This window comes from Brevundimonas sp. NIBR11, from assembly GCF_027912535.1.
Classification (GTDB): domain Bacteria; phylum Pseudomonadota; class Alphaproteobacteria; order Caulobacterales; family Caulobacteraceae; genus Brevundimonas.
On sequence record NZ_CP115465.1, the window covers coordinates 2,724,291 to 2,738,955 of the forward strand.

Annotated in this window: 8 protein-coding genes; 1 reads left to right on the forward strand and 7 read right to left on the reverse strand. The window is 64.3% G+C overall.

Annotation, left to right across the window (positions count from 1 at the left end; all coding sequences use genetic code 11):
• Window positions 1–8: 8 nt before the first annotated feature.
• The 5 genes from O5O43_RS13705 to polA all read right to left on the reverse strand — a co-directional run bounded on the left by O5O43_RS13705 (window position 9) and on the right by polA (window position 12,344).
• Window positions 9–3,968, reverse strand: a complete 3,960-nt coding sequence (locus O5O43_RS13705; RefSeq protein ID WP_271084454.1) for a DUF4214 domain-containing protein — start codon at window positions 3,966–3,968, stop codon at window positions 9–11.
• 82 nt (window positions 3,969–4,050) lie between these two features.
• The gene (locus O5O43_RS13710; protein WP_271084455.1) at window positions 4,051–5,241 is read right to left on the reverse strand and encodes an NAD(P)/FAD-dependent oxidoreductase; all 1,191 of its coding nucleotides are present in this window, start codon (window positions 5,239–5,241) and stop codon (window positions 4,051–4,053) included.
• A 9-nt stretch (window positions 5,242–5,250) separates the two neighbouring features.
• Window positions 5,251–5,856 (reverse strand): SOS response-associated peptidase family protein, encoded by a 606-nt coding sequence (locus O5O43_RS13715; RefSeq protein WP_271084456.1) that lies wholly within the window; start codon window positions 5,854–5,856, stop codon window positions 5,251–5,253.
• A 225-nt stretch (window positions 5,857–6,081) separates the two neighbouring features.
• Window positions 6,082–9,207, reverse strand: a complete 3,126-nt coding sequence (locus O5O43_RS13720; RefSeq protein ID WP_271084457.1) for an RNA-directed DNA polymerase — start codon at window positions 9,205–9,207, stop codon at window positions 6,082–6,084.
• A 215-nt stretch (window positions 9,208–9,422) separates the two neighbouring features.
• A complete protein-coding gene (polA, locus tag O5O43_RS13725; RefSeq protein ID WP_271086440.1) occupies window positions 9,423–12,344 on the reverse strand; it encodes a DNA polymerase I in 2,922 nt (973 codons plus the stop codon).
• Between the two features lie 123 nt (window positions 12,345–12,467).
• On the opposite strand from polA, the gene O5O43_RS13730 reads away from it, so the two are divergent.
• The gene (locus tag O5O43_RS13730) at window positions 12,468–13,553 is read left to right on the forward strand and encodes an NAD(P)-dependent alcohol dehydrogenase (RefSeq protein WP_271084458.1); all 1,086 of its coding nucleotides are present in this window, start codon (window positions 12,468–12,470) and stop codon (window positions 13,551–13,553) included.
• 3 nt (window positions 13,554–13,556) lie between these two features.
• Here O5O43_RS13730 and O5O43_RS13735 read toward each other — a convergent pair whose 3' ends face one another.
• Entirely contained in the window at window positions 13,557–14,162 is a 606-nt protein-coding gene (locus O5O43_RS13735) for a DUF6655 family protein (protein ID WP_271084459.1), read from the reverse strand.
• Window positions 14,162–14,602 carry a VOC family protein gene (locus tag O5O43_RS13740; RefSeq protein ID WP_271084460.1) on the reverse strand — a complete coding sequence of 147 codons (441 nt, stop codon included), beginning with the start codon at window positions 14,600–14,602 and terminating at the stop codon, window positions 14,162–14,164. Before O5O43_RS13740 ends, O5O43_RS13735 begins: the two co-directional genes overlap by 1 nt.
• Window positions 14,603–14,665 lie beyond the last annotated feature (63 nt).

Consider the following 14,665-nt stretch of genomic DNA (forward strand, 5'->3'; position numbering starts at 1 on the left):
AGACCAGCCTAGTGCCAGAAGTGCAGGTCCGGGTTCGGCGAGTGCCCGGGCTGGCCCATGTCGTGAGCCCCGCGCAGGATGTCGTCGTCCAGCGGCGTGGCCCAGCGATGGCCCACCGTCACCGCCTCGGGCGCATCGGCGAACAGGATGTCGCCGAACTGGATGTCGGCCAGCGGCTGGTCGTCGTTGGACGGGATCACCACGAAGCCGTCGTCGATCAGCGGCAGGACCAGGGCGTCCCCGGCCTTGCCGGCGTCCACCAGATGATCGTCGAAGATCAGCGGCGAGACCGGCGCGTCCGTCGGCTTGCCGGCGTCCGCCACGTGATGGTCGGCGATCGTCGGCAGCACCAGCGCCCCGTCCCCCTTGCCGTCGTCCTCGGCCAGCGGCGACGCCGGAGCGCCGGCGAACCGGATCCCGCCCCACCACTGCGAAGCGGTCAGGTTGATGTGCTCGGCGCTCTCGGAGAAGGTCAGCAGCATCTGGGCGCGGCTGGTTCCCGAGTTCAGGGCCGCGGTCCAGGTGGCCAGGCCGCTCGGATCGGGCTCGCGGTTGAGACAGAACTGATACATCTGGCGGATGAACTGCTCGTTGCTCACCGTGCCGTAACGCTGCTGGAACTCCGCCGCCGAGGCGAAGGCCGCCGCGATGTCCAGAACCGACATCCCGCCCTTCAGATTGGCGGTCCAGGTCGCCAGTCCGCCGACGTCCGGCGCGCGGTCGAAGGTCGCGTCATACAGCCGCGCGATGGTCAGGGCGGCTTCGTCGGCGACCCACAGGCCCTGGTTCAGGGTGGGCTGCATCAGGTCGCGATGCTCCTGGCTCTCCGAGAAGATCATCAACATCTCGGCCCGCGTCGTCCCCGAGTTCAGGCGCGCGGTCCAGTCGGAAATCCCCTGGGGGTCGCCGTTGCGGTTCAGGCAGAAGCGGTACATCTGCTCGATAAAGGCCTGGTTGTTCAGCGCGCCGTAGCGGTCCTGGAACTCCTGGGAGCTCAGGAAGGCCTGCGACAGGGACAACAGGGTCTCGCCCCGCTCCAGCCGGTCCAGCAGCCCTTCCAGACCACCCGGATCGCCGCCCCGATCCAAGGCCGCATCGTACAGGCGCATCACCTGGGCCGCCTGGGAGTTGACGTCGAACGTCAGGGTGCCGTCGATGAAGGTGAGGTTCTCGACCGAGGTCAGGGTGTCCGTCCCCTCGCCATTGCCCGACACGGTCGTCGAATTGGCCGTGTACTGACGACGCGCGCCGCTGTAGGTCGCCGTGTCGATGCCCGTCCCGCCGTACAGGTAGTCGTTGCCCGCCCCGCCCGTCATCCGGTCGTTGCCGCCCGCGCCGTACATGTAGTCGACGCCTTCCCAGCCCTGCATGACGTCGTCGCCGGCGGTCCCGTTGACCTGGGCCAGGCCCGGGCCGCCGAGCAGCACCAGCCCTGAGGGCGTCAGGGCGATGCGCTGATACCCGAACTGAAGGAACTCGATGCCGGTCAGGGTGTCGGTTCCGGTCCCGCCCGCTGTGTCGGCGCGAACCGTGGTGACGCCGCCGACCGTCGTGACCACATAGCTGGAGAAGTGGCCGCCATAGACGACCGTATCGATGCCGGCGCCGCCGTCGATGATGTCGTCACTCTCGCCGCGATTAGCCGGGTCGTAGGAGGCGCTGGTCGTGGCCGACTGATAGAAGGTGTCGTCGCCGTCTTCACCCAGCATCGTACTGCCGGCCCGGGTAAAGCTGACGGGATGTCCCGGCACCGTCACATGCAGGGTGTAGGTCGATCCGACAGGCGGGGGCTGGGTCGTGAGGGCTGGGGTCGAGCTCGCCCATGCGGACACCTCGACATAGTAGAGTCCATTGGCCGGTGCGGTGAACGTGACGGCGGAATCCGTGTCGTAGCCGAGGTCGCCGCCCGTGCCGGACGATCCGTCATCGTTGGTCGCCAGCAGGTTGCCCGCGGAATCGTAGACCCGCACCACGCTGTCGAACGAGGCGAAATCCACATCGACCGCGACGACCGCGTTGGCCGTCGCGGTGAAGGCGTACCACTCCACGGTGCCGTTGCTGGTGGCCGTCACCGTGGCGTGCGGGTTGTTGGAGGCTCGATCGATATCCGGCCGGTCAGCCTGGTTGAAAGCGCCGTCCATGGACACGGCGGTCGTGCGGTCGCTGTTGACCACGGCCTGGGTCTTCACGATGTCGGTTCCGGCCCAGACGATGCTGGCGGCTCCGGAGAAGAAGCTGTCGTTGCCCCGTCCCCCGCGCATCAGATCCGCCCCGCCGTTTCCGTAAAGGGCGTTGTTGTTGTCGTCGCCGGTGAGGGCGTCGCTGTACCGGGATCCCCGAAGATTCTCGATGGACACGAGGATGTCCTGTTCGCCGCCGCCCGACGCCCGGCCGGTCGTCAGGTCCAGGGAGACGCCGCTTCGGCTGTTGGCATAGCTGGCCAGGTCCGATCCCGCGCCGCCGTCCAGCCGATCGTTCCCCGTCCCGCCCGTCAGGGTGTCATCGCCATCGCCGCCGGACAGACTGTCGTCGCCCGCCCCGCCGTCCATCACGTCGTTCCCGGCGAAGCCGTTGATGGTGTCGGTCCCGTCGCTGCCGGACAGCGTATCGGCGAAGCTCGAGCCGTTCATCAGATCGTTGGTCACGTCTCCGCTGAGCGTCCTCCCGCCGGTCGTGACGATGTCGCCGGTCGGACCGACGGACAGGGTCATGTCGGAGAACCTCAGGAACTCGACATTGGTGATCGTGTCCGTGCCCTCGGCGACGTGGCGGACCGTCACCGTCTGACCGTTCACCGTGATGGTGTACTCGGACCGGCGCGCGAGGAAGACGGCGGTGTCCATCCCCAGGCCGCCCTCGATGACATCGTCGCCGTAGTGGCCGGTCAGCAGATTGTCGGCGGAGTTGCCGGTCAGCCGGTCGGCGCCGAGGCCGCCCCGCACGTTCTCGATCACCGCACCCCTGGCGATGGCCACATTGCCGACAAGCCCCCCCACGTTGGAGAACGACCCCTGCCGCAGGTCGATGACCTGGTTCTGGGTGTAGAGACTGAAGTCCAGCGTATCGACGCCGCCGGCGTCCCAGACCGCGAAGACCAGCTGGGATCCGCCGTTGACGGCCGAGAACCAGGGTCGATCGGCGGTGGAGTTGAATCCATAGACCGTGTCGCCGGTGCGGGTCGTCATGTTCGCGCCATACAGGCGCTGCGCCGCCGCGATGTCGTCCAGCATGGGCGCGGCCGGGTAGAGGTTATTGAACCAGGCCTGGGTGTGGTTCTCGCCGAAGTAGCTCATCACCGTGAACTGACGGGAGTCTTCCCGATAGTCGGCGTTCGCGCTGTAGGACAGCGACGAGGTGCGAACGTCGTAGACGGAGGGGTGGCTCAGCCCGATCGCGTGGCCGATCTCGTGCACCAGGGTCAGCTGGCCGTAGTTGAAGGGCGAGGGCGAAATATTGGCCCCCTGGGTCGAGTTGACCCAGACATCGCCGGCCGTTGAACCGGAGGCCGTGGAGCCGGGCAGGTAGGCGAAGGCGGCCGCGCCCTCCACGCCCGTCTGGTAGTTGCCGAACAGCATCGTCGCGTCATTGCCGTAGCCGTTCGCGTCCGCCACCCGGGTGAACACGATGTTCGCGACATCCGACCAGGCCTGCAGCGCCAGCAGGGTCGCGGCGATCTGGGCCTGGGTGAAGGCCGTGAAGCCCCCGGCGCCGTCAGGCATCTGGGACGGCGCGGTCGAGCGAAAGGCGAAGGTCACCGTCGTGGCGGTTCCCAGGGCGGGCGCCCAGCTCAGTCCCGAGCGGGTCAGCTGGCGTGCGGCATCCTCAAGGGTCAGGGACGACCGGCCGGAAGGTCCGAAATCATAGCCGCGATCGTCCAGGCCGAGCGCCAGCGGACCCGTCCCTCCGTCCGGAGCGCCGAGCGGCCCCCGCCACGGATCGATCCCGAGGCGCTCATGAATGGCCGGCATGGCGAACTCCCTTGCAGTCTTCCGCTCATAGCCTCTCGCTGAGCGTGCTCAAAGCTTGGCCTTTAACCATGCGAGGTTGAACTCAGCAGGCCTGCCCCGCCGCCCAGCCCGAGCTCCACGCCCACTGGAAGTTGTAACCGCCGAGCCAGCCGGTGACGTCCACCACCTCGCCTATGAAATAGAGGCCGGGCACGGTCTTCGTCTCCATCGTCGTCTGGTCCAGCTGGTCGGTCGCCACACCGCCCAGGGTCACCTCGGCCGTGCGATAGCCCTCCGACCCCACAGGCTTGACGGTCCAGGCGTTCACGGCCTGATCGAGCCTGGCCAGCATCTTGTCCCCGACCTCGGCCAGCTTGCCGTTGGCGCCTTCCCGCGCCGTCAGCACCTCGGCCAGCCGGCGCGGCACGATGTGGCCGAGCGCCGTGTGCACCGCCTGTTTGCCGCCGTTCTCATTCTTCGCCGCCTTCAGGCGACCGAGCACGTCCACGCCCGGCGCCATCTTCACCGTGATCGCCTCTCCCTCGCGCCAGTATGAGCTGATCTGCAGGATGGCCGGGCCGCTCAAGCCCCGATGGGTGAACAGCATCGCCTCCTCGAACGTCGTCTTGCCCGCCGAGACCACAGCGTCCACCGCCAGCCCAGACAGCGGCGCCGTCTTCTCCAGCAGCCCCGGCTCGAACGTCAGGGGGACCAGCGCCGGCCGCGTCTCGGTCACCCGCAAGCCCCACTGGCGCGCGAGGTCATAGCCCCACCCCGTCGCCCCCATCTTGGGGATCGACTTGCCGCCGGTCGCCACGACCAGGGACGCACAGCGCACCACCGACCCGTCCGACAACGCCGCCTCGAACCCGTCACCCACACGCTCGACCCGATCCACCCCCACGCCCAGCGACAGGACCACGCCGGCCGCCCGCATGTCGTCGGTCAGCATGCGGATGATCTGCTTGGCCGAGTCGTCGCAGAACAGCTGGCCCAGGGTCTTCTCGTGCCAGGCGATGCCCGCCCGTTCGACCCGCTTGACGAAGTCGCCTTGCGTATACCGCCCCAGCGCAGACGCCGCGAACCGGGGGTTCTCCCCCAGGAAGTTCGCCACCGACGTTCCCGTGTTGGTGAAGTTGCACCGTCCCCCGCCCGAGATGCGGATCTTCTCGCCGGGCTTGGAGGCATGGTCCACGACCCGCACGGACCGCCCCCGCCGCCCGGCCTCGATGGCGCACATCATTCCGGCGGCGCCCGCGCCGACCACCAACACATCCAGGGTCTGGGTCTTCATCCCCGCCCCTTACAGCAATCGGGGGCCCTCAGGCGACGACGCGTCCGCCTCTTCCGGATAGGCCTTGGTCGCCGACAGCGACCCGGCCGGCAGGGGCCGCAACAGCTCCCCCTCGGCCCGAGTCAGGTCCAGCCACTCCAGCGCCTGACCGGGCGCCAGGACACAGACCTGCCGGTCGTGATAGGGCGCGATGTCCGCCCCCGGCTCGGTGGTCAGCATGGCGAAGGCGCCCTGTTTGACCACGCCCGCGATCCACATCCACGGCGCGTCTACCAGGTCGAACCGCCACTTGGTCTTCTTCTTGTGGCCCGGCTCGGCGTCCGTGAACTCGAAGAAGCCCGCCGCGGGGATCAGGCACCGCTCCGAATGGCCGAAGGTCCTTCCGTCGGAGCGAAAGTTGAACACCGGCTTCCCGCCCGGCCCCTTCCACGCCCAGGTCATGGGCGACAGGCTCAAGCCGTCTCCGGCGCGCAGCGCCACGGGCGGCATGTCGCCGATACCATACTCGGGCGGCAGGTTGGGCCGCCCGGCCGGAAACTCCAGCACGATCCCCAGCTGGCGGATCTCGTCCCCGATCGTGTCGAACGTCGGCGGCGGAACGAAGCGATTGCACATCAGGCGTCGGGCTCCGGGGTCATCCCGACAGAACCTGACACAGCCCGTTCGATCCGGGGAGAGGCGCCTACGGCCGCGCCGGCCTCCAGAGCGTCCTCGCCGAGATCGAGCGCCGCGCCCCCGGCGCACTCCTGCAACAGGCCGGCGAGGTCCAGCTCAGGCGGTTGGGGTGCGACCCTCGCCGACCACCGGGACGTGCCTCGGCTGATCCCAAGTTGATCGGCGCTAGCTTGGCGTCATGTAACGCGAAGGCTTCAGCACGAACCCTTCAGGCGTTGGTTTGTACCTATCATGGTGGCGAGGCCAACGCTGAGCGCGGCTCTGCTGCGCTCTAAGGTGGGATGGGTCGACGCGCACGACGACGAGATGATCGTTCTCGCCGCCACGAATACGACAGACGTCCCTTGCAAAACTCATTTTCGCCGGAGCTCTAACTCTGCTGTCACCGTAATGTCTATTATTAACAACGGCGATATAAGCATGAACATCTAAGCTGGCAGATTCTATGAGCGCTGAGAACGTGTCTAGATCCTTGTTCCACGATAGAATTGATACTAGATCAACATTTCCTTGGAACGATTTCCTATAGTTCATGTTCTGAAGTTCAGAACAAATAAGTACGCCGAAATGGCAGCCGTTATGGATATAGATCGGCTTGAGCGGATCCCCCCAATCGCGCCATGTTTTTCCGTGCATGACATGCAGGGCCTCCTCTTCGCCGGGTGCCGGTAGAATTTTCGGCTGTCGGACCTGCACGGCAGACGGATAGCCAAGTCGGCCATCTGTTAAAACCATGACAGCGGAGCTGCTCACGCGATTCATTGTGTAGTGATCGTAGTCCAAGCCGGCGATCAAGCTAATGCGCGCTTCGAGTAGTACGCCACTGAGGGTGCCCAACCATGCCTCAGGCAGGCTTACTTCCGGCAACAGAAGATGGGTTGGGCGAGGGTCAGCCTTGACGGCTAGGTTCACTATGGTCGCAAGTCGTCTGTATCGTTCGGGGGAAAGATCGACTGCGCCTGCCGCCCCTTTCGACCAAGCGGCATCGGTCGTCAGTAGGCTGGTAATTCCCAAGCGTAACTCGCCTTGAGTTTCTCCCAGGATTGCGACTCGCCCCCCGGGGGGCACCTCATCAATATCATCATAGGGCGCATAATCAGACGTGAGCTCCCCAGCTCTTCTCGACCACACCCCTCGAATTGCGCGTAGATACCCTGCCAGCGCTTGTGTGGTTTCCTCCACGGCACCGAATACGCACTCATCCGGAAGGTATAATGCGATCTCCTGCGCAGTGTATGGCCGGGTTGGAGCCAAGTAAGGCATCATAGACCCCTCGGTTCCCTCGGGCGTCTCGCAGCGAACATTGATTCTCCGCACGCCGGACCCGGGTTCTTCGCCGCGAGTTTTCTGTAAAAACTCCCGGAGTTCGCCAGAATTTCGGTAGGATTCTTCCAGCAAATCCTCTCCACTTTTGGGCGCGGGTTCGGCACTGGCATCGAGACGAAGGTGCTCTTTGAATGGTGTTTTTGCGAGGTCCGTTTCACGTGCCGCGAGAGCTAATTCATGGGCCGAAGATCGAGTGAGGCCTACCGAGGCGAGTACCGCGCCGCCTCGCCGCGTAACCCCCAATGGTTTGCCTGTTCGACGGTCCCAAGGGAAGGATCTGATAACCGCGTCCCGGCAAGAATGATTGATCCAGTTTTTTAAATCAGACCAAATATCGTCGCTGGTTTGATCTAGGCGAACGCCGTTTATCCTGCAGCTTCCTGAAGCAGTCAAGATTCTCAACTGGTCGAGTGCGCCGTGAGCAGCCCGCAGGAGCGCCGCCGCTTCTTCCCAGTCTGCGAGAGAGATGGCCAGTGACAGCAACCGCGGGAGATAGTCTATTTGCTCAAGGATCTTATCCGGGCGAAGAATGTGTGCGCGTGCGAACGCATAAAACCTCTCCCGAGCCGGCTTCCAGGTGTCGGCGGGCAGATCACGTCCGAGAATTTCTACCGACCTTAGCTGGAGCGCCCAGCCTAATCTGCGGATGGTAAGGCCATCTGCCCGTCGGAACGAATCGGCATCTTCGGCGGTGGTTTCGGATGCAGCTAGAACCCGAGCTGATGCTGCCGCCTCAAGTTCCTCCGGCAGCGGCATGAGCCGCCGTTCGCTGGACAAGCTTCTAATTTGATGGGCGATGCTGGCGAGCAAATCCAATCCAGACTGACCACTCAAGAAGAATATTTTCTGCTTCTGAGTCTGGAATGCGAGTCTCGTAGATCCTTGGTAGCCGCCGGGAAGCTCAATCGACACCTCACCAGTGATATGATCTGCTTTAAAAGCGTCCGCCCTGTCACTGATGAACTGCCAGAGCTGATCTGAGCTGTTTATGTTTCCCGGATCATTAAGCACCAAGAATATATCGTCAACATATCGTCCATAGAAAATCGGATTCAATTGATGTTTGATAATCTCGTCTAGCTCTATCAAAAGTACATTTGCGATAATTCTTACAGCAGATGAGCCGATAGGGAGGCCGCCTCGCTCGACAATTTGCAATGTACCAGAAGATAAGGTAGCCTGAGCAAGGTAACCCCATTCCATAAGGCTATAAACGAGGGTATTAGTAAACTCTATTTCCCAGCTATTAAGCCTTAGACCAATAGCGTCAAGAAAGCGAGGGTCTGTCATAAAAGTCGGATCGACGTTATGATAGTAAGAAGAAAAATCTAGAGTAAGCGCAATGACAGATTGACCCTCAGCAAGCGAATTCTTGATGGCTTGCATTCCTTGGTCGCGCCACGCCTTATAGGGTTTGAAATAAGGCTCGAATGAGCCGACGGATTCTTCATGATATCCATCAGTTGGTCGCCCAACCATATCGTGCCGCTCGCCATATCGGCGTAGACGTGAGCCATAGGCGTTGCTGCGTAGCTTGGCGTCATAGCGGCAACCAACGGTGTTTATCCATAAGGCGGACAGTATGTGGAAATCGACCGGAAATTCACCGACGAGCCGAAACTCTGGAACTAGATCGTAATCTTGACCAAGTCTGCCAAAGGCTCGGTTGGAGTCCGAGAAAAAGCTATGATCCGTTGGATTGTCGCCTCGACGATCTAATGAAAGCTTTTTCGCAAATACTCTCGGAGTACCAAGATTTTGGGAAAAAAGAGAAGAAACTTCTCCAGAGTGTAGTATAATCTGAAGTCGCGTAATGTTATTGGTAAGTTCTTTTTCGTATTCTATAAATGCTTCGGTTGCATATAGAGAGCGTTCATAAAAGCAGTCGGCCTTACATTTTCTGTAAGCCAAAAGCATATCTTCCAGAGAAACCTCGGCCCATTCATACTTTCGGTTCTCGGTCATTCAAACTCAAATCCTAATAGGCGGTGCCTGAAGGGATTCAAGCAAGGAGCCGATTTGGTCCGTCTCTGCCGGACCTCAGTCGGTGCTATTGCGCTGACCCCCATCAACGGATGCAGACGCTACCGCGCTCCACGCGACACCACAACCAGAGGGAGCTTGAGGAACAGCTAGGCCGCAGATTGCGATAGCCGATCGGCCTAGTTTTGGCCCGACCGCTAGTGCGCCTCGTCCCAGTTCTTGGCGGCCTTGGCCTCGACGACCAGAGGGACGGTGAGGGCCACGGCCGGCTCCGCCGCGCCTTCCATGACCCGGCGGATGACCGGGATGGCGGTTTCGGCCAGGGCGTCCGGGCATTCGAAGACCAGTTCGTCGTGGACCTGGAGCAGCATCTTGACCTCCGAAAGCCCGGCGGCCTCGAGGGCTGAGGGCATGCGGATCATGGCGCGGCGGATGATGTCGGCGGCGGCGCCCTGGATCGGGGCGTTGATGGCGGCGCGTTCGCCGAACTGGCGTTCGGCGCCCGACTTCGAATGGATGGCCGGGATGTGGATGCGGCGGCCGAAAACGGTGGAGACGAAGCCCGCCTGGCGGACCTCGGCGCGGGTCTTGTCCATATAGTCGCGGATGCCGGGGAAGCGTTCGAAATAGGTCTTGATGTAGGCCCCGGCCTCGGACTGGTCGATGCCCAGCTGGTTCGACAGGCCGAAGGCGGAGATGCCGTAGACGATGCCGAAATTGATGGCCTTGGCGCGTCGGCGGGTCTCGGGGTCCATCTCGGCGACCGGGACGCCGAACATCTCCGACGCGGTGGCCGTGTGGATGTCGATGCCGGCCTTGAAGGCGCGTTTCAGCTCGGGGATGTCGCCGATGTGGGCCAGAAGCCGCAGCTCGATCTGGGAGTAGTCGGCCGAGATCAGGACGCAGCCGTCGCGCGCGATGAAGGCCTGGCGGATCTGGCGGCCGGTCTCGGTGCGGATGGGGATGTTCTGGAGGTTCGGGTCCGAGGAGGCGAGGCGGCCGGTGGTGGCGGCGGCCAGCTGATAGCTGGTGTGAACCCGGTCGGTCTTCTCGTCCATCGCCGCGACCAGGGCGTCGGTATAGGTGCCCTTCAGCTTGGACAGCTGGCGCCAATCCAGGATGGCGCGCGGCAGGGGGTGGGTCTCAGCCAGGGCCTCCAGCGTGGCGGCGCCGGTCTCCCACTGGCCCGAGGCGGTCTTCTTGCCGCCGGTCAGGTTGAGCTCGCCGAACAGAAGCTCGCCGATCTGTTTGGGACTGCCGATCGAGAAGGGGCGGCCGGCCAGTTCGTGCGCCTGTTGCTCCAGCTCGGCCATGCGCAGGCCGAACTCCGACGACAGGCGGCGCAGGCGGGCGGGATCGACGCGGATCCCCTCCAGCTCCATGTCGGACAGGACGGCGGGGAGGGGCCGTTCCAGGGTCTCGTACACCGTCGCCAGTCCCTCCGCCGCCAGCCGGGGCTTGAGGATGCGCCATAGACGGAGCGTCACGTCCGCGTCCTCGGCGGCGTAGCAGGTCGCCGGTTTCAGCTCGACGTGCTTGAACGACTTCTGCTGACGGCCGACGCCGGCGACGTGCTTGAAGGGGATGGGGTCGTGGCCGAGATGCAGACGGCTGAGCTCGTCCATCCCGTGCCCATGCAGGCCCCCCTCCAGCACATAGGAGATCAGCATGGTGTCGTCGGTCGGCGCGACCCGAATGCCTCGCCGCGCCATGACGGTCAGATCGTATTTGCCGTTCTGCACGACCTTCAGCACGGCGGGGTCCTCCAGCAGGGTCTTGAGCCGCGCCAGGACGGTGGGCTTGTCGAGCTGCTCCAGCGGCGTGCGCGTATCGCCCTCGCCACCGAAATCCAGCCCGCCCGATCCCGCCATCGGCTCGTGCTCGTGGGTCAGGGGGATGTAGCAGGCGTCGTTCGGCCCGATGGCCAGGCTGACTCCGCACAGCCCCGCATGCGTCGCCGACAGGGCGTCCGTCTCGGTGTCGAAGCCGACGATCCCCGCCTCCGTCGCCCGCGCCAGGAAGGCGTCCAGCTCCTCTAGCGTCTGGATGCAGCGGTACGAGTCGTGATCCACCGCCTGTTTCTCGACGCCCTCCGGAACAGCCTGGGGCGCATAGCGAGGCGAGATGACCGGAGCGGTCAGGGGGGCGGGCCGGGCGGGGGCGAAGGCCGAGCCGTCGTGCCCCGCCAGCTTGCCGTCGCCGACGCGGCGCTGAAGGCTGCGGAACTCCATCGCCTCCAGGAAGGCGGACAGCACGGCCGGATCGGGATCGCGCATCTTGAAATCGTCGATGGCCTCGGGCGCCGGGGCGTCGCAGGTCAGTTTCACCAGCTCGCGGCTGAGCAGGATCTGATCCCGGAAATTGATCAGAGTCTCGCGCCGCTTGGGCTGTTTGATCTCCCCGGCCCGCTCCAGAAGCGTGTCGAGATCGCCGTATTCGTCCAGCAGCTGTGCGGCCGTCTTGGGACCGATGCCGGGGGCGCCAGGGACGTTGTCGACGCTGTCGCCGATCAGGGCCTGGAGGTCGATCATCTTGTCCGGGGTCACGCCGAACTTCTCCATCACCGCCTCTTCGGCCAGGCGGCGGTCCTTCATCGGGTCCCACATCACGACCGAGGGGCCGATCAGCTGCATGAGGTCCTTGTCGGACGAGACGATCACGCACTCCCCGCCCATGTCCCGGACCTTGCAGGCATAGGTCGCGATCAGATCGTCGGCCTCGTAGCCGGGCAGTTCCACGCAGTGAACGCCGAAGGCCGCCGTCGCCTCACGCACCAGCGGAAACTGCGGCACCAGATCCTCGGGCGGGGCCGAGCGGTTGGCCTTGTAGAGGTCGTAGAGGTCATTCCGGAACGTCTTCTCAGAATGGTCGAAGATGGCGGCCAGGTGGGTCGGACCGTCGGCGCCCTTCATGTCCTTCAGCAGCTTCCACAGCATGTTGCAGTAGCCCTGCACCGCACCGACCGGCAGGCCGTCGGACTTTCGCGTCAGGGGCGGCAACGCATGGTAGGCGCGGAAGATGTAGGCCGAGGCGTCGATCAGCCACAGCCGCACGGCGGGCCCGTCCTGAGTGAGAGGGCGATCTTCGGAAAGGGCTTGGGGCGCGGCGGTGTCGGACATGGGGCGAACATAGGCGGGCGCCGGGTCTGCGTCACCGGGCCGGGCGTCGAAACCCGGCTTGGCCATTTGGAACAACGTCTTGGGCGCAGGGTTCAGTCGGGCTCAGTCAGCCGGAGTCTCCCCATGATCACGTCCGTCGCCTATGGCGCAAAGTCCGCCGCCGCCAAGCTGGAGCGGATGGAGATCGAGCGCGAGGAGCCCAAGGACGACGAAATCCAGATCGAGGTGATGTTCACCGGCGTCTGCCACTCCGACATTCACCAGGTAAAGAACGAGTGGAAGAATACGGTCTATCCCTGCATCCCCGGTCACGAGGTGGTCGGGCGGGTGAAAAAGGCCGGCGCCCGGGCGACCCGCTTCAAGGAAGGCGACATCGTCGGCGTCGGCTGCATGATCGACAGCTGTCGTCAGTGCGAGGCTTGCACCCATGGCGACCAGAACTATTGCGAGGGGCCGAACGGCTGGCTGGCCACCTACAATGGACCGATGACCCCGGCGACGGAGACCGAGGACGGCTCCAACATGTACGGCCGAGACAACACGTTCGGAGGCTATTCCGATATGGTGGTGGTCAAGGAGGACTTCGCCCTGACGATCCCCGAGGGCCTCGATCCGGCCGCCGCCGCGCCGATCCTCTGTGCCGGGGTTACGACCTGGTCGCCGCTGAAACACTGGGGGATAGAGGCGGGCGACCATGTGGCGATTCTGGGCTTCGGCGGTCTCGGTCACATGGCGGCGAAGCTGGCCAAGGGGTTGGGTTGCCATGTGACGGTCCTGACCTCGACGCCCGAAAAGATCGCCGATGCAAAAGCCCAGGGCGCCGACGCCGCCTACGTCGAGACCGACAAGACCGCCCTGACGCCGCTGGCCGGAACCTTCGACTTCATCCTGTCGACCGTGCCGGAAAAGCACGAGATCGGCGCCCTGCTGGACCTTCTGAAGCGCGACGCCCAGTTCGTCGTCGTCGGCAATCTCGACGTCGTGGACGGGGTCGATAACTCCAAGCTTGCATTCCGTCGCCAGTCCGTCGCCGGGTCCTTGATCGGCAATCTGCAGGAAACCCAGGACGTGCTCGACTTTTGCGCCGCCAACGGCATCGCGCCAGAGATCGAGGTCATCGACATCAAGGACATCAACGAGGTCTACGCCCGCGTCGAGAACGGAGAGGTCCGCTACCGCGCGGTTATCGACATGGCGACCCTGAGCTAGTCGTCAGAACTCTCGCCAGCTGTCGCCGGGGTCGCGCTCGCCGGGGCGGGCTGACTGTTGGCCCCAGCTGACGACCATCAGGAGCTTGTGGCTGCGGATGCGGTACTCGCCGATCATCGGCGACACGGCGCCCAGGGGCGCGCCCGTCCGCGCGTCGTAAACGAAGCCGGAGAACTCCGCGACGCCGACCCGGTCGCGGCGGCTGTAGAGGCTGAGCTCCGGCAAGGAGACGACGTTGAAATTCTCGTTGATCGGTACGGCCAGCGGCGGCATGCCGACCACCCGGCGCATCTGCTCCAGCGACAGGGCGCCGGCGCGCAGCTCGAACACGGCGTCGGCCTGACCCTTGTCGTCGGCGAGAGCGAAACCGGCCTCCGATAGGGCGTTCCGCACCGCCGAGATCGCATAGGACGATCCCTCACCCTGGAAGTACCGGTTGTCGACGAAGACCCGCGATCCCGGCGGGATGGGCAGACGCAGGCCGTCGACGGCCTGGTCGGCCGCGCGCGCCATCAACAGCTGCTCGGTCGCGGTGCGGCCGAGATTGGTCTCCGACGTCGAGGCGCAGCCAGCCACGAGGGCGACCGCGCCGATCAGCGCCAGACGCACTACCAGGTCCCGGTGTTGGGCATCGACAGCCACGGCTCGGCCGGTTCCTTGGGCGCGCCCTCCTGGAGCAGTTCGATGGAGATGCCGTCCGGCGACTTCACGAAGGCCATGTTGCCGTCGCGCGGCGGCCGATTGATCACCACGCCCATGTCCATCAGCCGCTGACAGGTCGCGTAGATGTCGTCGACCTTGTAGGCGAGGTGGCCGAAGTTGCGCCCGCCCGCATAGACCTCGGGATCCCAGTTGTAGGTCAGCTCGACCTCGGGGGCGCGCTCGGCGGCCGAGCGATCCTTGTCCTTCGGCGCGGCCAGGAAGATCAGGGTGAACCGGCCCTTCTCGTTTTCCATGCGGCGCACCTCCTCGAGGCCCAGCTGGGTCGTCCAGAAATGCAGGGAGGCGTCCAGGTCGGCGACACGGACCATGGTGTGCAGATAGCGCATGAGAAAACCTCAGGCTGGCGTAGGGGGGAGGCCGACCTTCTAGTCTGAAATCGTCAGCTTCCA